Source organism: Lysinibacillus sp. NPDC097214 (assembly GCF_050277945.1).
GTDB classification, from domain to species: Bacteria; Bacillota; Bacilli; order Bacillales_A; family Planococcaceae; genus Lysinibacillus; species Lysinibacillus xylanilyticus_B.
Genome location: NZ_JBNNSS010000001.1, coordinates 230,213 through 249,267 on the forward strand (window position 1 = coordinate 230,213; position 19,055 = coordinate 249,267).

The 19,055-nt window shown below is 35.0% G+C and carries 19 protein-coding genes; 6 read left to right on the top strand and 13 right to left on the bottom strand.

Annotated elements, in window-relative coordinates; all coding sequences use genetic code 11:
- Positions 1-324: 324 nt before the first annotated feature.
- Together ACQKMI_RS01165 and ACQKMI_RS01170 are read left to right on the top strand one after the other, a co-directional pair.
- A complete protein-coding gene (locus tag ACQKMI_RS01165; protein ID WP_427486809.1) occupies positions 325-1,590 on the top strand; it encodes a dicarboxylate/amino acid:cation symporter in 1,266 nt (421 codons plus the stop codon).
- Between the two features lie 229 nt (positions 1,591-1,819).
- Entirely contained in the window at positions 1,820-2,356 is a 537-nt protein-coding gene (locus ACQKMI_RS01170; protein ID WP_427486811.1) for a tubby C-terminal domain-like protein, read from the top strand.
- 204 nt (positions 2,357-2,560) lie between these two features.
- Here ACQKMI_RS01170 and ACQKMI_RS01175 read toward each other — a convergent pair whose 3' ends face one another.
- On the bottom strand, positions 2,561-3,253 hold the full coding sequence (locus ACQKMI_RS01175; protein WP_427486812.1) for a stalk domain-containing protein: 693 nt from the start codon (positions 3,251-3,253) through the stop codon (positions 2,561-2,563).
- A 381-nt stretch (positions 3,254-3,634) separates the two neighbouring features.
- Here ACQKMI_RS01175 and ACQKMI_RS01180 point away from each other — a divergent pair, with 381 nt between their 5' ends.
- Positions 3,635-3,814 carry a hypothetical protein gene (locus ACQKMI_RS01180; protein WP_049663817.1) on the top strand — a complete coding sequence of 60 codons (180 nt, stop codon included), beginning with the start codon at positions 3,635-3,637 and terminating at the stop codon, positions 3,812-3,814.
- Positions 3,815-3,879: 65 nt separating this feature from the next.
- Here ACQKMI_RS01180 and ACQKMI_RS01185 read toward each other — a convergent pair whose 3' ends face one another.
- Complete coding sequence (locus ACQKMI_RS01185) at positions 3,880-4,773, bottom strand: PhzF family phenazine biosynthesis isomerase (RefSeq protein ID WP_427486813.1); 894 nt, start codon at positions 4,771-4,773, stop codon at positions 3,880-3,882.
- Positions 4,774-5,432: 659 nt separating this feature from the next.
- Here ACQKMI_RS01185 and ACQKMI_RS01190 point away from each other — a divergent pair.
- Positions 5,433-5,624: a hypothetical protein gene (locus ACQKMI_RS01190; RefSeq protein ID WP_427486814.1), complete on the top strand. Its 192-nt coding sequence runs from the start codon at positions 5,433-5,435 to the stop codon at positions 5,622-5,624.
- A gap of 155 nt (positions 5,625-5,779) precedes the next feature.
- Here ACQKMI_RS01190 and ACQKMI_RS01195 read toward each other — a convergent pair whose 3' ends face one another.
- Positions 5,780-6,313, bottom strand: a complete 534-nt coding sequence (locus ACQKMI_RS01195) for an NADPH-dependent FMN reductase (protein WP_427486815.1) — start codon at positions 6,311-6,313, stop codon at positions 5,780-5,782.
- Positions 6,314-6,522: 209 nt separating this feature from the next.
- Positions 6,523-6,771 (bottom strand): DUF2164 domain-containing protein, encoded by a 249-nt coding sequence (locus tag ACQKMI_RS01200; protein ID WP_427486816.1) that lies wholly within the window; start codon positions 6,769-6,771, stop codon positions 6,523-6,525.
- An 893-nt stretch (positions 6,772-7,664) separates the two neighbouring features.
- Between ACQKMI_RS01200 and ACQKMI_RS01205 the strand changes: the two genes are divergently transcribed.
- Both ACQKMI_RS01205 and ACQKMI_RS01210 read left to right on the top strand, forming a co-directional pair.
- Positions 7,665-8,654: a ThiF family adenylyltransferase gene (locus ACQKMI_RS01205; RefSeq protein ID WP_427486817.1), complete on the top strand. Its 990-nt coding sequence runs from the start codon at positions 7,665-7,667 to the stop codon at positions 8,652-8,654.
- Positions 8,635-9,846, top strand: coding sequence for an MFS transporter (locus ACQKMI_RS01210; protein WP_427486819.1), 1,212 nt, complete (start codon positions 8,635-8,637; stop codon positions 9,844-9,846). Before ACQKMI_RS01205 ends, ACQKMI_RS01210 begins: the two co-directional genes overlap by 20 nt.
- 320 nt (positions 9,847-10,166) lie before the next feature.
- Here ACQKMI_RS01210 and ACQKMI_RS01215 read toward each other — a convergent pair whose 3' ends face one another.
- The 9 genes from ACQKMI_RS01215 to ACQKMI_RS01255 all read right to left on the bottom strand — a co-directional run bounded on the left by ACQKMI_RS01215 (position 10,167) and on the right by ACQKMI_RS01255 (position 18,665).
- Positions 10,167-10,391: a hypothetical protein gene (locus ACQKMI_RS01215; protein ID WP_427486820.1), complete on the bottom strand. Its 225-nt coding sequence runs from the start codon at positions 10,389-10,391 to the stop codon at positions 10,167-10,169.
- 15 nt (positions 10,392-10,406) lie between these two features.
- Entirely contained in the window at positions 10,407-11,528 is a 1,122-nt protein-coding gene (locus tag ACQKMI_RS01220; protein WP_427486821.1) for a Nif3-like dinuclear metal center hexameric protein, read from the bottom strand.
- Between the two features lies 1 nt (position 11,529).
- Positions 11,530-12,222: a tRNA (adenine(22)-N(1))-methyltransferase gene (locus ACQKMI_RS01225; protein ID WP_427486822.1), complete on the bottom strand. Its 693-nt coding sequence runs from the start codon at positions 12,220-12,222 to the stop codon at positions 11,530-11,532.
- A gap of 181 nt (positions 12,223-12,403) precedes the next feature.
- The gene (locus ACQKMI_RS01230) at positions 12,404-12,754 is read right to left on the bottom strand and encodes a cytochrome c (RefSeq protein WP_323647236.1); all 351 of its coding nucleotides are present in this window, start codon (positions 12,752-12,754) and stop codon (positions 12,404-12,406) included.
- A gap of 432 nt (positions 12,755-13,186) precedes the next feature.
- A complete protein-coding gene (locus ACQKMI_RS01235) occupies positions 13,187-13,750 on the bottom strand; it encodes a hypothetical protein (RefSeq protein ID WP_427486823.1) in 564 nt (187 codons plus the stop codon).
- Positions 13,751-14,000: 250 nt separating this feature from the next.
- Positions 14,001-15,128: an RNA polymerase sigma factor RpoD gene (rpoD, locus tag ACQKMI_RS01240; RefSeq protein WP_053484645.1), complete on the bottom strand. Its 1,128-nt coding sequence runs from the start codon at positions 15,126-15,128 to the stop codon at positions 14,001-14,003.
- A 32-nt stretch (positions 15,129-15,160) separates the two neighbouring features.
- Positions 15,161-16,993: a DNA primase gene (gene dnaG / locus ACQKMI_RS01245; RefSeq protein WP_427487328.1), complete on the bottom strand. Its 1,833-nt coding sequence runs from the start codon at positions 16,991-16,993 to the stop codon at positions 15,161-15,163.
- A gap of 207 nt (positions 16,994-17,200) precedes the next feature.
- Positions 17,201-18,013 carry a pyruvate, water dikinase regulatory protein gene (locus ACQKMI_RS01250; RefSeq protein ID WP_427486824.1) on the bottom strand — a complete coding sequence of 271 codons (813 nt, stop codon included), beginning with the start codon at positions 18,011-18,013 and terminating at the stop codon, positions 17,201-17,203.
- 19 nt (positions 18,014-18,032) lie between these two features.
- On the bottom strand, positions 18,033-18,665 hold the full coding sequence (locus ACQKMI_RS01255; protein WP_323647243.1) for a helix-turn-helix transcriptional regulator: 633 nt from the start codon (positions 18,663-18,665) through the stop codon (positions 18,033-18,035).
- Positions 18,666-19,055 lie beyond the last annotated feature (390 nt).

Genomic DNA, 19,055 nt, shown 5'->3' on the forward strand with positions numbered 1-19,055 from the left:
TATATGCCGAGGCATACTTGATTCAGAAGCGTTTTCTTCACTACCCGTTTAATGCGGGAATACTTTTGTTCATTAATGATGAAATCCTCACTTACGTGGGGATTTTTTTCTTTTGTATTATAATAGATTCTAAAATTACAAAACTACTATAAAACAGCTTCAAACCCTTACTATCACTAGTTTTATCGACTCCCCAACTAAAAATGAACAAAATGAACAATAGAAACATTACGGTCATAAAAGCTATTGTCGGAAAATTTCAGCTATGATAACCACATGAAAGCGTTCACATAATATTCATAAGTAGTGTAAGGGGAGAACTTTATGCGTATAAATTTTAAAAACTTAACTGTACAAGTACTAATTGCCATTGTGCTAGGTATTATTGTAGGTGCTACGTTTCCAGAGTTCGGAGCGCAGTTAAAAATATTAGCAGATATTTTTATTAAATTAATTAAGATGTTAATAGCTCCTATCATTTTCTTAACAGTTGTTATTGGAATAGGTAGTATGGGCGATGTAAAAAAAGTTGGTAAAATTGGCGGGAAAGCATTAATTTATTTTGAGATTGTCTCTACTTTCGCACTAGCGATCGGCTTAATCGTTGTCAATATTGTACAACCTGGTAAAGGATTTAATACTGAAGCTGCCAACGGTGCAGATGTTTCTCAATATACAGAGGCGGCAGCCGCTACAGAACATGGTATTGGTGCATTTATTATGCAAATTATACCTGATAATGTTGTCGGCGCACTTGCAAATGGAGAGTTATTACCTGTTTTATTCTCAGCTGTATTATTTGGTATAGCTGCAGCTGCTATTGGTGAACAAGCTAAACCAGTTATTACATTTTTCGAACGAGTAGCAGATATCTTCTTTAAAATTGTTAATATGGTCATGAAGGTTTCCCCGATTGGCGCATTTGGCGCTATGAGCTACACAATCGGAAACTTCGGTCTTAAATCACTTGGAAACTTAGGATTTTTAATGTTATCCGTGTATATTACAATGTTTATTTTTATCGTAGTGATCATTGGTCTTATTTCACGTTACTTCGGGTTTAGTATTTTTAAGTTTATAAAATATATTAAAGATGAAATTTTTATCGTTATTGGGACATCATCCTCAGAATCTGCACTGCCTTCGATGATGCGCAAATTAGAAAACTATGGTTGCTCGAAACAGGTCGTTGGTCTTGTCATTCCAACGGGGTACTCCTTTAACCTTGATGGTACGTCCATTTACTTATCCATGGCGGCTATTTTTATCGCACAGGCTTATGGAGTTGATTTAGATGTTTGGCATCAAATTACATTGCTTGCTATTTTAATGCTAACATCTAAAGGTGCAGCCGGTGTAACAGGCTCAGGCTTTATTACGCTCGCAGCAACATTAGCAGCATTCCCTATGATTCCAGTAGAAGGGATTGCACTTTTAATCGGGGTCGACCGCTTTATGTCAGAGGCTCGCGCCGTAACAAACTTAATTGGTAACGGTGTAGCAACTGTTGTCGTTTCAAAAATGGAAAAAGAATTCGATCCAGAACAAGAAAAACGTGCTCTTGCAGGAGAAGTCACAACTCAATCATAAAAATGAAGGCTGACCGAACGTGAAAAATTTCACATGTTCGGTCAGCCTTTTTTATTGTTAAACTGCCTATCTTATTGATTCCTTTTCAATTACTATATATATTTTTGAGTTTTACGGGGATTTTTTTGATTCATTGTGATTCCCCTCTCTCACTGTCTATCAAAATTTTGTTGAAGGTGAAACCTGGCGTTAAGCTTCCCCGTATAGTAAGTAGATTGGAGGCTTTTTTATGACTACATTTACCCTTACCTACCCAAAAGCTTTCGAAAGCTTTGCAAATATCCCTATTGTGAATGAACAAAATGAAACTGTTTGTGTGCTACAAAAGGTTGAACGTTCATCTGTTGGAAAAGTAATCAACGCTGTCATGCTCGTTGCTGCACAACAAACATCGCCACATCGCTATGCAACATGTACTACTTTAGGGGCACCACTTTTTCAAGTGCAATTTACACCATTAACAAAGGGTGTTAGCCATCAACTTATTATGCCAGATGGATTCATTTTACCGATACAACGGAAGACGGTTCAATTACTTGAATCCTCCTACTCCTTTACAATGGATGGACTCGCTTTTCGCTTTGAAAAGGATTTTACTTCAACCGCCTATTTATATTGTAATGATGAAAAGATCGCAAGCGCTAGTACTATTGAAACTGAACTTGTGCGAACTGGAATATCTTTTAAACTTTTTAACTCTGACGATACGCTCTTTGTTGCTTTGCTAGCAACTCTGTATCAGGCTTTATTCTCAATGAGTAATTAGTAGGCTCGCACTTTACTACAATAAATGTTGAGGAAAAGGTCATTGTCTTGTTAGGTTGAAATGACGTTCGATTAAAATAAACCACTATAACTTGATCTGCGAGAAAAGAAGAATCTGTTTTTGAAAAAAGTTCAATCGTATAAAGGAACTCCCTTATAAAAACTTCTTTTAAGTTTCAGATTCTTCTATATTTACTTTGTTAAATTATTGAATAAATTTAGGATTTAATATACCTAAACCACTGCCCTCAATTTCAAACTTCACTTTTGAAGCTCCTTCTAAATTAACATTAACCTTTACCTTGTCTTTTATCGATCCACTATCATAGATCAATTTATTATCTGCGTAAATTTTCATAGACCCTATGCCGAAAGAGCCCGCCACTAACTTTTTAACTGGTGCTAAATACGTTTCAAATCCTTTATATTTTCCATTAGCTAAGTATTCAACTGTATGATCTTGTACAGCCCCTCCACCATGATATCCACCAAGTTGATAGGATTGTTCAAACTTTTCTCCGGTACTAATCACAATAGAGCTTGGGTTATGGAAGAAGTGGTCTTCATCACTCCCAATAGGTTTTACATCTTTTAAAGAGATGAATTTTGGAACATCACCAATATAAACGGATTTTGATTTTCCATCCCATGTCACTTTTTTCCCTAAAGATTCAGCAACAAAACGCATTGGAACATAAGTAGTACCTTCATATATAAAGCCAGATTGACCCTCTTTTGGTTTTTTTTCAACCTTGTCTACATAGTAATTGATTGTATCTTGAAATACGCTAATCTTTTTCAGATTGCTTGCTGCTTCCGTTGTTGAGAGGTACGTAAAGGTTAAACCTCCTAATATAAAAAAGCCTAAATAACTTGTTACTATAAGTAGTTTTTTCATATAATCACTCCTTAATATATATAGTTATATGTAATTATACCAAAAATTACATACTATCTTTCAAATTATTAATCAACTATTGACTATAGTGGTATAAGTAGAAATTCTGCTTATCCTCACAGGATTATTAAGTAATCTATATTCTACATATTAGATTTCAAAGACTATTCAACAGTATGATGTATGACTTCGAACCCTTTTCAATGACGATTGATATGATTCATAAAGCTAGTGATTATATGTCTTCCATTACTGCTAGAATCATTCAATATATTCCGGGACACGAAATAAATTCGCTTTGTTTTGACCATTTTATGCCGTCCTTCTAAAAAAGGAGTACACTAAAGAGGTAGAAATACTATATTTTCGGAGGCATTCAAAATGGATACAAAAGCAGCAGACATTAAAAATTTAATGACGCTAGATCTACTTGTTCAAATTCTAGAGGAACGCGGTATTATGACAGATAGGGAATTAAAAGAACGTCTCACTAATAACGTTAAACTTTCCTCTATGGATGCAGATTTAAAAGAAAAAGTCATTGAAGAAATAAAACATTAATGGCATGGATGCATATCAAAAAGGGCCGCTTCCTCAGCAATAAAAATACTATAAGCGGTACCTTTTTAAATATGCACTTGTAGTTCCCTCACATGTACAGCCGTTCCTGTAATCGAAATATTCAATTTCCCCGCATCTTTTTTTACATGTACATGTACACGCCCATCCTTCCCAAGTTCCTGACCCTGTTCTACAGTAAGTGTTTTTGGCAATTGGGTTTCCCGATCGATATAATTTGCAAAATATGCCCCCATAACACCTGAGGCAGTACCTGTAGTTATATCTTCAATTGTTCCAGAATAAGGCGATGAAAAGTGTCTTGCGTGCATATCAACATTCTTATCAATTGCCTCTAAACAAAAAGGATGCAAGGATGCTTTTGGCATTTCATCTAGAATAGCTGGAAAATCTGCAGATTGCGGCTTCATTTTGTCAAAGTATGATAAATTTTTAATAGGGATTAGCAATGTCCAAATCCCTGTGCTTCCATAAACTATCGGTAATTCAGGATGTATCGCTTCCTCTGTTAGTCCAATTGATTGGGCAAGTTTAGATTTTGAACCGTTAAAGGCTTCAAACTGAGGTGTTGCATGTTGCATGGTGATGTAAATTCGTCCTGCTTTTTGTTCTTTTATCTCAATTGCGAGAATTCCTGCCTTCGTCTCAATAGTTAGCTTTGATTTATCTTCTAGTAATCCTTTTGTTTTTAGTGCATATATCGTTGCCATTGTTGCATGTCCACATAAATTCATCTCATGCCCTGGTGTGAAATAACGTATACGTAAATCAGCTTTATCCGATTTTAGCGCAAAAGCAGTTTCGTTAAAGCCTACTTGCTTAGCAATAGCCTGCATTTCTATTTCACTATACTGATCTCCCTCAACGACGACACCTGCTGGATTCCCCATATTAGGGATCGTGCTAAACGCATCATAATGATGGACAGTAACCATTTTCATATACTTTTCCTTCCTTTATTTAAGTTTTGGCAGTCTTAGTTTGTTTTTGTGTCACACTACACTCCAACCCTTCTTCTTTAATATCCAATTCACTTACATTAATGGATACGAATTCCCCGTAGAAAAGTTCCATTATTCTTAAAATGATAAAGCGATTCTAAAATATCCCCTTTAAAATGGATTAGCACAGAGGCATTTATCGCAAAGCTAAACTGCCATAAAACTGCATAAAAAACGAAACAAACGCAACAATACCATTAAGAAAAATGGTAGCACAATAAAGTTTTGGGAATATTTATAGAATGATAATATATAATGAAAGAACAGTATTACTAAAAAGTTGGGGAATACATTTGAAAAAAATTTTATTAATATTAAGTTTGTTATTATTGGTTATGTTCAATTGATGAAGTTAAATATGATGGAGCACCTTTAAAAATTGCTGTCGTTGGTGATATTCCTGAATTAAATAATGAAAAAGTTCAGTTCGAACCAATTTCATTAGATGAATTTAGTGAAGATACATTGACTATTTCAACAAATTTTGATGCTGTAATGATAACACCAGTGATGTTTGAAGAAGCATCAGGTGATAAAGTTGTTAAAGTTTATAAAAATTCTAAAATGCCTATTATTTTTTTGATTCACCAAAACGTAATTTGCCATTTACAAACGAAGGGATTACCTATGAAACAGCTGATTGGGAAACATTAAATAATGGTTCTCATACGACAATTTATTTATCTAATATCGATGCAAATCGCGAAGATGCTTGGTACTTCTATTTAAAAGGTGAAAAAGAGTTAAATATCCTTTACAAAGAGATTTTTCAAAAGATTGAAACATTATAAAGGTAGGTAGCTTTATATGTATTTGCTACTCGAAAACCTGCGTATTCGAAAATTCTTGAATACGCTTTTTTATTTGAGAAAAACAACAATCGATTTAAACAGAGCCAAATAAAAAAAGCAATATGCACTCCTTACTGTACATATTGCTTTAGCCTTTATCGAATTGTTTTTAATGCTGTTGCCCAAGGGATAAGTTGATCCAGCATTTGATTGACTGAATCTACTTGCATATCCTTTGGTTTAAATACTGTACCATTTTCGAAATCTGTAAATAAAGATAAAGCAGGATGTACGCGAACATCCGCTACTAATAATTCACCAAGAATTCCACGCAAATGTTCAGCTGCTCTTGCACCACCAACAGAGCCGTAAGAAACAATACCTGCGGCCTTATTATTCCATTCCACGCGTAAGTAATCTAATGCATTTTTTAGTGCACCCGTAATGGAATGGTTATATTCTGCAACGATAAAAACAAAACCATCACATGCAGCGACTTTTTGTGACCATGTAGCTACACCTGAAGCATCTCCACCAGGCTCGCCTAGAAGAGGTAATTTAAAATCCGCGATATCAATAATTTCATACTCTGCATCACCACGTTTTCCAGCTACTTCCTTAACCCATTCGCCCACTTGTGGACTTAAACGACCTTCACGCGTACTCCCTAAAATAACCCCAATTTTCATCACATTATTCCTCCTTCATTCATCCCTCAAATTGTGACCGAATCATTCATTTGAACTAAAAACGGTTCTCTTAGCCATGTTGTACAGGAATGCATTTCTTTATTCAATACAAAGATGGTTAATTAAACTATTGTTTTTTACTTCGAATTAAATTATCTTCAATCCAAGATAAAAGTATCATATATTTATGGAAATTTCCAATTATTTGATTAATTTATTTTAATAGGTCTTTCTAATGCCGCAAGCTCATCCTCAATCGATGCATATTGTCTTTCTACAACATATTTTGTATCCGATATAGCTGCATTATAAATATGTGGAGCAATATTCTCCTTTATAAAATCAAATACTCTTTCTGCTTCAAATTCTGAAATATCCTCATCTCGATTATTGTAGAAAAATCGTTGAATATCAGCTATTATTGTTTCCTGTTGTTCTTTTGTTAAACGAATAAACATTTAATAACTCTCCTCTCATTACAATTTATACTCACCTATCATAACACTCTAAAATTAATCCATGCATATACAAAAAGGCTGAATTATCTTTAATACTTTAATTCAGTCTTCATATTCTCTTTTACGTCAATTAATTAAAGAATCACAATAAATTATGTTAGGCTCTTCGGCAAAACGAGGGGTTGATTTCCGTTCCGGCTTGGCGCTTTGTTGTTGCTGTCGCTACGCTTTCGCACAGATAAAACAATTGCTGCCGCTTCGCTTTCGCACAGTTAAAACATTTGCCGCTGACGCTTCGCTTTCGCGCAGAGCAGAGCCTCCTGGGGGCGTCCGATAGATATGTTTGTCAAAAGAGAAAATTAATATAATTTTAAAAGCCATCGCTAAATATTGAACTTTATCAAGTTTTGTTCAATTAATAACAAAACTTGATAATAGACCGGTGGCATAGGATTCTCTAAAGAATTTATGAGTACTTAATTGTTCAAAACATTTTAAGTTTGTTCTAGCAACAGTTCTTTATTGCGATTTCGAAGTGAAAACAGTGAATAATTTTCTGAATTTTATCATTTTTTTGTTCATTTAATGACAAAAGTTGATTTTTAAATATTTATAGCTAATGATATGCTATTTATCATACCCGGGTAAAAGTAAGAGGTTGAATGATGCGCACAATACTCAGAAAATTCATACTATTTCAAAGAACAGCGTTAATCAGTAATGGAGGTGATTTAAATGAAACCACATTTCCGTAATGGCGATCGCTAATATAGCGTGCTAGAACACTAAAAATATTGCAAAAATCCCTTATATAAAAACAAAACAGAAGGAATCTACATTCTTTCTGTTTTGTTTCAATTCAAAAATTAGGTTTTAATTGGAGGAATATTTCTATGACCGAATTAAAGATAAAAAAGACTTTGCAGCCTTTGATTGTAGGAGAAAAAATAATCTTTGGATTAGGCCAAGATGGAATCGAAAGATCAATAGAAAAAAGTGAAATGAACATTGATATTTTAAAAGTATTAAATGGTGAGAATGAACGTTCAGAATTAAAAATAAGCGAAGAAAAATTTAATAATAAAATTAATGTTCTAAAGAATTTAGGTCTACTTACTACAAATGAATATGATAAAAAATATAAATATTCACGTAATATAAACTTTTTCGAATGGATGGATGTCTCGAATAATACAAACCCTTCCATTTATCAACAAAAATTAAATGAAGCACATGTTTTAATAGTTGGTTTAGGCGGAATTGGTTCGAATGTATGCGAAATCTTAACTAGATTGGGTATTAAAACATTCACTATCATTGACAATGATGTTATAGACGAATCAAATTTAACTAGACAGGGTACATATTTCAAAGAAGATTTAGGAAAAAATAAAGCTGATATAGTTGATAAATATATAAAAAAAATAGATCCAAATGTAAATGTAAATAAAATTAATAAATACATATCTACCAAAGATGACTTAAAAGATATTTTCAAAGAATATAATTTTGATATTTCAATATGTTGTGCCGATACTCCAAAGTACAAAATTGACGTTTGGTTTGATGAATTGTCTATAGAATTTAATAAACCTTTTATTTCAGGATCATATGCTTCTACAGTTATAAATACATTTTGTATGAACCCAAATATAACAATTACAAGCTCTGAACTATATGGAGAACAAGGTGCTTCAAGAGAACAGCTCTTGGAAAACATATCATTCCCGACAAGTGTTATAGCTCCGATTACTTATATGGCTGCAGGATTAATTTCTTATCAAGCTCAAAGTGTCATTACACAACTAAATTATAAACCAGAGGCAATTCAAATCGACTTATTTGACTGGAACATATATAAATATGACCTTAGCAAAAAATAAAAACTTCATTTATTTAATTTCTGGAAGGATAGCAACAAATTTCGGAGATAGCTTATATACAGTTGTTTTAACCTATATAACAATATCTATTTACAACTTTGGTGCCAGTGCTTTAGCTATCTTCGGATTAATAGCTTTTTTACCATCCTTAATGAATTTTGCCTTTGGAACTTTAATAGACAACTTTAAAAACAAAAAAAAATTATTAATTAGTTTCGAAATTATACAATTAATATCTATAACTGGGATATTATTAACTGTGTACTTTAGATCAGATATAATATTAATTTTTTTATTGCATTTCATATTTTCATTTGCAAATACAATGATTTATCCAGCTCAATCAAGTTTTGTTCCAGAAATATTACAAAACAAAAAGAAAGATATTGAAAATTCCGTTTATATAATGAATGTCACTAATAATACAGTTGATATAATATCAAACTTCCTCTCAGCAATTATTCTTATATATATGTCCGTAATAAGTATACTTGTACTTGATATATTTACTTTTGTATTATGTATAGCATTATTCTTAAAAATTTCGTATAAAAACATTGATAATACATCAATTAATGACAATCACTCTCAACAAAATCTTAATTACAAAGATAGCATTTTGTACTCATTTAAATATTTTTGGAAAGAAAAAACACCTTCAAGAATTGTTGTAATGGAAGGTATTTTAAGTGGCCTTACAACCATGGTTATGCGAATTGTTGGTGTTTATCTAGTAATAATAAATATTGGAGTTGAATATTTAGGTATTCTTTTAGCTATCCAAAGGGGATCTGAGTTAATTGGAGTATTTCTCTCAAACCATATTAAGATGCCTTTTAAAAACTTTTTCATGATAGATTATTTGATTTCTGGTACAGCTATAACATTGATTGTCTTTACAGATAACATAGCCATAAAAACAGTTCTCTTTTCTTTAACATTTTTTTTAATTGGTATGTCAGGAACAGTTTATGGAAAAATGATCTATCATTTTTATGATTATAAACATATAGGTAAAGTTTCATCTGTAATAAATACAGTTTCTTCATCTGCCATTGTTGCATGTATGCTTATCCCTATGATCTATGACGATGTAGAAAAATTAATATTTATCACAGGAGTTATCACTATAGTATTTGGTTTATATCTTTTATTTTTTAACAAATCTAAAGATTCATTAGAAGACGTTTAAACAATGGCTCTAGTCTAGAAAAAGTTAGAAAGAGCATAAGGAAAAACTAATAGCACTTTAACGCCAGGCAAAGCCTCGTTAAAGTGCTATCACAATTTTAAAAAAAGACACACAATGGCCCCCTTGCAGCATCAGCTCGCCCACAGGAAGCCTTGCTCTGCGCGAAAGCGAAGCGACAGCAACAACAAAGCGAGTAGCCTGGAACGGAAATTACCCTCATTTTTAGAGCACAACATTCACAAAGTTTCCTTTAGCATTTTGTTCTCAACAACACAAAAAGGCTGAATTATATTACATACTATAATTCAGCCTTTTTATTATTACTGGTTACATTTAAACGAATAGTTTGTTGATAGAAACTTCTTTTCTTTTGAGACGATGGCTTCGCCGCCATCTTTTTCACATTGCTCGGTCATTGCATCAATTTTTTTGGCATTCATCGTATTTGTCATAAATGTCATGCCTACACCAAACACAGCAATTAGCAAACCAATCATGATCCATAACTTGCCGCCTTTATTGCCAGCAGGTCTTTCATTCGCCACTGATATTCCCCTCTCTTACACGAATAAAAACGGTTCTGTATGAATAGTAGATTGTACAAATTCAACAGAATATTTTTTATCCTCACACATTCTTGCCATCTTTTTAGCTACTCCGGCAATCATCACCTTCTCCACATGATGACCTGGATCTACAATTTGCAGTCCAATTGCTTGAGCGTCCTGGGCAGTATGGAAATACATATCTCCTGTTAAAAATACATCTGCTCCAGCACGTTTCGCAGAATAGATATATTTATTGCCGTCGCCGCCGACAAGCGCAACTTTTTTCACCGTTGACTGTAAATCGCCAACAACTCGTACAGCAGGCACGTCTAGCTGCTTCTTGACAAATTGTGTGAATTCGTGAAGAGTCATTTCTTGTGGTAAATAACCAACCCGCCCTAAGCCCATTACATTTGTTTGCTTGTCTAGACGAATAAGATCATAAGCAGGTTCTTCATATGGATGTGCGTTTAACATGGCCTTTAGCACACGATTTTTTACGGATTCCGGAAATACTACTTCTACCTTCACTTCTTCTTCAACGTGTAATTCACCAATAGAACCTACATGTGGATTTGCACCTTCTAGCGCACGGAAACGCCCTTCTCCCATTGTCGTATAGCTACACGCTTCATAATCTCCAATACGACCCGCTCCTGCCTTTGCTAATGCCTCACGTAAATCAGTGGCATTGTTAGTCGGTATAAAAACTGCCAACTTCAACATATTTTCCGCATAAGTTTCTTCTAGAATAAAACGGTTTTCAAGCTGTAGCGCATCTGCTAGTAAATCGTTGACACCACCTTCAGCCACATCTAAATTCGTATGTGCTGCATAAACAGCAATATCATTTTTAATAAGTTTTTCATATAAACGCCCAGTTGGATTGTCAGTACGAATATTCGAAAGTCGTCTAAAAATCGGTGGATGATGTGCAATTATTAGTTCGCATCCTTGAGCAATAGCCTCATCGGCTACTTCTTCATTCACATCTAATGTGACTAATACTTTACTTACAGGTTTGTTTAATGTGCCAATCGCAAGACCAATTGGGTCATTTTCCATACAGGCTAGCTTTTTAGGCGACCATGATTCAAACAATTGAATAATTTCCTGACCGTTTACTGTTTTCATGTCACAGAACCCCTTCCACTAAATTGAGTAGAGCCACTAACTCTGCACGTTTTTCTTCAATTTCAGGTGTTTGATCTGCCCCTTCAATAGACTGTAATACACGCTGCCAATTTTCTTTTTCACGCGACCATTTTTTAATAAATGCTGGTGATTTTCGTTGCATTAATCTCGGACCAAATATAATTTCCGGTTCCGATAACGTCATTGAGCTTCTTTGCAATACAAGAATTTCATAAATTTTTTCGTCTTCCTCTAAAATCTCTTCGTCCTGGATTGCCCAATTATGTGCTAATGCCCATTCGCGAATCACTTTAGCATGAATATTTGGCTGCAAAATAAGCCTTGTTACCCCATTTAACTTTTCAGGATGCTTCTCTAAAATGGAGACAATCAAAGGACCGCCCATTCCAGCAATAGTAACCGTATCAACATGGTCCGCTTCTTCCACTGCCGCTAAACCACTCGCAAGTCGTACTGTAATTTTTTCTGTTAAGCCTTCCTTTTGCACTTGTCCAACTGCTGATTCAAATGGCCCTTTCACTACTTCTCCTGCTATTGCATAAGAAGCAATACCTTTATGAATTAAGTAGCATGGTAAATATGCATGGTCGCTCCCAATATCAGCTACAACCGCACCTGAGGGAACAAAGCTTGCTACTGTTTCTAATCGTTTTGATAATTTTTGTGCATTCATTTTTTTTACCGCCTGTCTTCAATAGTGTCCATTCTTAGTATGTATGATGTCGAGAAAAAAAACAAATGGAGTTGCCTCAAATTTTTGAGCAACTCCATTTTCCATTAAACAATGAAAATAAATAAATTATAGCTGTACTAATAACGATTAAACGCTTTTTAGTACAGCTACTTTTTTAGAACTATTTTAGAGTTGAAATGTACTTAGCGATTTCTTTTGCTTCCGCTTCAGTTTTCATTCCAGGTTGCATTGGAGTTCCTTCGATACCCTTAGTTAAGACTTCAACGATACGAGCCTCATCTAAGCCATGTAAGTTTGGACCTACAGAACCAGTTAAGTCAGCAGCGTGACAGCCGATACAAGATTGTACTAAAGCTGAGCCGTCATCAGTAGCTTCTGTCTTTTCGCCACCGCCCTCTTTTTCAGCAGCAATTTCTTTTTTGTTCTCTGCACCTGTTAAAGACATGAAGAAAATAAGACCAATACCAAATGCAAGAATTAAGATGTAAGGAACGACTGGATTGTTTTTCATATGTTTCCCCTCCTCATTGTAAATCTACTTCTATTATAATATAGAATCAGTCAACATCTAATATTGTACTTCATTAACCATAAAACGAAAAGACCATTCGCTAAGTTTTCCTTTGTTTGTAACAAATTCGACATTTCTGTATCTATTGGATAAAATATGTCTTGAAATCACCAATATTTGGACTATCTATACTCTATTTAGCATTAAACTTTTGCTTCATTACATGTTGTTATCTTTCCTCTCTTTACGCATCATATACCAAGAAAATCAAAATATTTTATTAACATTTGCTAACAATAAAATGGTTTTTATTGTTAATCTTCCCCAATAAGGCTTTTACGTAGGATCATGACGCAAAAAAAGAATCCGTATGCTAATGAAAGCAAACAGATTCTTGTGGTTTGTCAGCGAACTAATTTACAAAATGAGTTCTTACAATAAGTTTATGATATAATAGCTAATCAGTGCTAGTAACCCTAGGACACCTGATACCGTGAAATAAAGTAGCTTCATTTTTAAACCTGACCAAAGCCAAACCCCACAGTTCGCTGCAATCAAGCAAAACAATGCCATATTATTTCCGTTAAAATATGTAGTGTAAATTCGAATAGACATACTAAACAATAAAACAGCGGCCAACAAATGGAAAACAGGCGCTAATAAATCATTTTTTTGTGCCATTCGAAATGCCGTCAGAAATAATGCTAAAGCAGCTATTCCAACGACAACCGTTAAAATGATCATGTAGGAGGTTATTGTAAAATAAATAGATAACAGAGCAATCATCGCAATACATATACCTGCAATTATAAGTAACAGCCTTCTCTTTTCTGAAGGCAATATAGCTTGTTTATGATGTACTGGTTCTAACTCCTCTAAATCTTCCCCCTCTGCATAAAGAGCCGTTAAAAAGTCACAGTAATGCTCTGGTAATAGCTTATTTTGCTTCCAAAACAAAATCTCATTCAAAATTATTTTTTTTCGAGGATTGGTCATAGTTTTTGCTCCAAACATTGCTTTATATGGTTGTTATTCCAATTTTATCTCAAAACATTGCAAAACACATCTATATAAAGTAGCAAAAATATTAAGTTTGTCACATTCTAGTACATAATATAAACTTTTTCGAAACAATATTTTCTTTTGATAGACTTCACTTATACGAGTATTCTCCTGATTCAATAGTAGCATAAAAAGGGCTATCCAATTAGTCATCACTAATTGGATAGCCCTAACCTGTATAGCTCTATTCTAAGAAATCTTTTAAACGTTTACTACGAGAAGGGTGGCGTAGCTTTCTAAGCGCCTTCGCCTCAATTTGACGAATACGTTCACGTGTTACACCAAATACTTTCCCTACCTCTTCTAATGTACGTGTGCGACCATCATCTAGACCGAAACGTAAGCGAAGGACATTTTCTTCACGGTCAGTTAATGTATCTAACACGTCCTCTAATTGTTCTTTTAACAATTCATATGCTGCATGGTCAGATGGAGATTGAGCTTCAGAATCCTCAATAAAGTCCCCTAAATGTGAATCATCTTCTTCTCCAATTGGTGTTTCAAGAGATACTGGTTCTTGCGCAATTTTTAAAATTTCACGTACTTTTTCAGGTGTTAAATCCATTTCTTCCCCAATTTCTTCTGGAGATGGTTCGCGACCTAAGTCTTGTAGTAATTGGCGTTGTACACGAATTAATTTATTAATTGTTTCGACCATATGCACTGGAATACGAATTGTACGTGCTTGGTCCGCAATAGCACGTGTAATCGCTTGGCGAATCCACCATGTTGCATAAGTGGAGAATTTAAAGCCTTTACGGTAGTCAAATTTCTCAACAGCCTTGATAAGCCCCATATTCCCCTCTTGAATTAAATCAAGGAATAGCATTCCACGGCCAACATAACGCTTAGCAATCGATACAACAAGACGTAAGTTCGCTTCTGCTAGACGTTTACGCGCTTCTTCGTCACCTTGCTCAATACGCTCAGCTAGAGCGATTTCTTGCTCGGCAGAAAGTAAATCAACTCGACCAATTTCTTTTAAATACATACGTACAGGGTCATTTATTTTAACACCCGGTGGTACACTCAAATCATTTAAATCGAAAGTCTCTTCGCTCGCTTCTTCTTTCATTAAGCTTTCTTCTTCAAACTCTTCTTTTCCAATGATTTGAATGTCTTTTGCCTTTTCAAGATCCTCAGCAAAGTGGAAAATCTCTTCGTTCTCCAATTCATAAGGCGCAAGTTTCTCTGAAATTTCTTTCATTGAAATTTCACCTTCTGTTTTTGCTTTTTCTTGTAGTATCTTTTTTGCTTCATCTAATGTAATTTCTACTTCTACCTCTTTTGAACGTTCTGACTTGTCCGCCATAAACCTTCCTCCTTCTAAACAACCGAATCGGGTTAAATCGCCGATAACGATTTTCTTAAATGAATAATCTGTTGGGCGATTTCAAGTGCACGCGCATACTCGTGCATCTTCTCCGCTTCCTTTGACTCATGCATCTTTTGTTGAATTTCTTGCTCAATTCTATATTTTTGCAGCTGACGTATTGAGTCTGTGACCTCTGCCTCTGCTTGGTCGGGATCCCGCTCCGTTAAAGCCGCTTCCATTACTATCTTGCGTAATTCAGAGTCATCTAATATCTCAACAAAACGCTGATAATCAGGATGACCATATTCCTCATAAAATCCTACTAAGCGAACAAAAACTGCCAAATAGGCATCTCGTACAAACGGTTCTTTTTGCTCACTACGTAATACCCTGTCCACTACATCTATATTATGAAGCATATGAGCCAGTAATAAACGTTCGGCACGTTCAGCTGCGTCCATAGGCTTATGTTGCTGCGTGACCGGCATCGAAGGCGTTTGAACAGGCATCTCTACTTTTGTAGAACGTACCTGATTTGCCTCTAGCTTTCGGAATTGAGCATAAATCGCTTCTTCCGAGATATTTGTCTCATTCGATAGCTGTCTTATATACAAATCTCGCTCAACCGGTGACGATCTACCTACCAGTTGCTCAAGAACTTCTTGAATATATTGAAGCGTATCATTTTCAAACTGAAAGTTCTTATTTCGTCTAGCATGCATCATCATAAAAGCAATATACGCATGAGGGTTTTCCAAAATTTGTTCTTTAAATGCTTGTCCACCTAAACTACGAATGTATTCATCGGGATCTAGCTTATCTGGTAACACCGCAATATTGACTTTCATACGTTCCGTTTGAAGTAACTGTGCCGCTCTTTTTGCCGCATCAAAACCTGCATTATCACCATCATAGCAAACCGTAACCTGCTCTACTAAGCGCTTTAGCTTTGTGATATGCTGATTCGTAAGCGAAGTGCCCATTGTTGCTACAGCATTCGTTACACCAACAGAAGTTGCTGCTAAAACATCCATAAACCCTTCCATCAATACTACTTGACGATTTTTTCTAATGGAGGTTCGTGCTTTATCTAGGTTATATAGCACTTCACTCTTTTGAAAAATCGGTGATTCTGGACTATTTAAATATTTTGCCTCTTCACCAGTCGATGCAAGAATTCGTCCAGAAAATGCTATAATCTTACCGTTCTCATCACGGATGGGAAACATAATACGCCCTCTAAAACGATCAAAATAGCGTTCTTCCCCTTCACGCTTAATTACTAAACCACTTTCCGCGATTTCTTGTAAGTTATAACCTTTTCTTTCAAGCAATATCGTTAATGCATCAAAGCTTGGAAGAGACCATCCAATGCTATTAGATTCTATAAGTTCCCTTGTAAATCCTCTTTCTAGCAAATAATTTAAAGGTTCTTCTCCATCTTCTGTATTTAACAGTAAATGTTGAAAAAAATCTGCTGCAAAAGCGTGGGCTTCTTTCATCCTTTCTTCTGCTTTAGATACCTTTTTCGTTACTTCAGGTAAACTAGGCCCTACATCTAAATGTATGCCAACACGTTCACCAAGTTTCACAACAGCGTCAGGAAAAGAAATACCTTCTATATCCATGACAAAAGTAATAGCATTACCACCTGCACCACAACCAAAGCAACGGAAAATTTGTTTGTCTGATGACACAGAAAAAGATGGCGTTTGTTCTCCATGAAAAGGACAGAGGCCAAACCAATTGCGCCCACGCTTAGTAAGCTGCATGTATTCGCTTATGACATCAATAATATCCGATTGTGTGCGAATCTGTTCAATCACTTCTTCAGGAATCTTCCCTGCCAAATCAATCACCATCTTTAAATTACGTTCTAAAACACAATTCGCTATCCGATTTAAAAATCCTTTATTTCTCGACAAAAAAATAGGATTTTTCTCTTAATAAATATTTTTACCACAATTTTATTATTATAAAACAAAAATTAGTTTTTATCTATACTATTTTCAAACCCGACTCAAAAAAACCGCCTCTTATAATCGAGGTGGTTTATCATCATTCGTTTCTTATTTACTGTTCAAAATATGCTCAATAATGACGTTTGCTGTTTCTTCAACAGCTTTGTTTGTCACATCAATAACCTTACAGCCAATTTTAGCAACAATTTTTTCAAAATGCTGGATTTCTTCTAATATTCGATTATGCTTTGCATAGATAGCATCATCATTCAATCCTAGAGACATTAATCTCTCTTTTCTAATTGAATTTAATTTATCAGGAGAAATAATTAAACCAAAACATTTTTTGGGATCAATTTTTAAAAGTTCTTCAGGTGGCTCCACTTCTGGTACTAAGGGTACGTTCGCCACCTTATAGCGTTTATGTGCTAAATATTGTGATAGCGGTGTTTTAGAAGTACGGGAAACACCAACTAGCACAATATCAGCCTGTAATAGACCACGTGGATCTCTACCATCATCATATTTTACAGCAAATTCAATAGCCTCAATTTTTTTAAAATAATCATCATCTAGCTGGTGAACAATTCCTGGTGCTTCTAATGGGAATTCTTCCACAAAGGTTGCCATTGTTTTTAAAGCAGGCCCTAAAATATCGACGGCATATACCTTTTCTTGCTCACACAGGTCATGCAATAACGATCGCATCTCCTGTCGAACAAGCGTATACACAATAAATGCCTTCTGTTTTGCTGCAAGGCATACAATTTTTCGAATGAGCTCCTCAGATTGTATATGAGGAAAACGACGAATTATCGTGTTTTCCAAACCAGGTCGAAACTGGCTAATAACCGCTTTCGCTACTTGGTCACCAGTTTCACCGACTGAATCAGATACAACAAAAACTCGTAGTCTTTTCATGCTGCTCTCCTTCAACTATTTAGTCATTCTGTGCAAGTGATAAGAAAGCTCGTGTTATCGTCGTTTTTGTAAGACGACCAACGATTGTCAATCCACCTTCTTGTGGCTCAACTACTGGTAGCGAATCCACTTCTCGTTCAATTAGTTTATTCGCTGCGACAACTAAAGAATCTGATCTCTCGCAGTACGAAATATTTGGCATGCGTGTCATAATTATATGTACAGGAATTTTGTTTAAATCCTGCGTGCCAATACTTGTTCGTAGTAAATCCTTACGAGAAAGCACTCCTGTCAAAAATTCATTCTTATCTACGACAAAGAGTGTTCCAACATCCTCTGAAAACATGAAGCAAATCGCATCATAAACAGTCATTGTTTCTGGCACAACAACAGGGCCTGAATGAAAATCTTTCACCTTTAAATTGTTAATACTATCCGTCAATGTAACGGATGTTTTTTTACCTGAATAGAAATAGCCAACACGAGGTCTAGCATCTAAAAAGCCTGCCATTGTGAGTATTGCTAAATCTGGTCTTAAAGTTGCTCTTGTCAGATTGAGACGTTCTGCAATATGTTCGCCTGTGATTGGGCCGTTTTCTTTCACAATTTGTAAAATGTCTTCCTGACGTTTATTGAGTTCGATTGGACTCACCGCCTCAAATCTAATAGTGTTATACTTATGCTCAATTATTATATACTATTTTAATAATTATTGCGAAGAAAAGAACTACATGCTACAATATTGACACATACGCTTGCTCTCGATGTATTTTCGAGTGATTTGCGTTATATAAGCGATGACGGGAAAAAAGTATCTGTTCCATTTTAAAGCGAGTAGAAGATGGTGAAAGTCTACACAGTAACAGAGAAAAGGCACTCCTTGAGCTACCTTTTTAAAAAGAGGTTTTAAACATCTCGTTTAAAACAATCAGGGTGGAACCGCGGGTTTTAGCACTCGTCCCTGGGCATTTATTGTGCCCGGAGACGGGTGCTATTTTTAATTTAGTCCTACCTAAATTAAAAATATCTAGCGAATTTATCA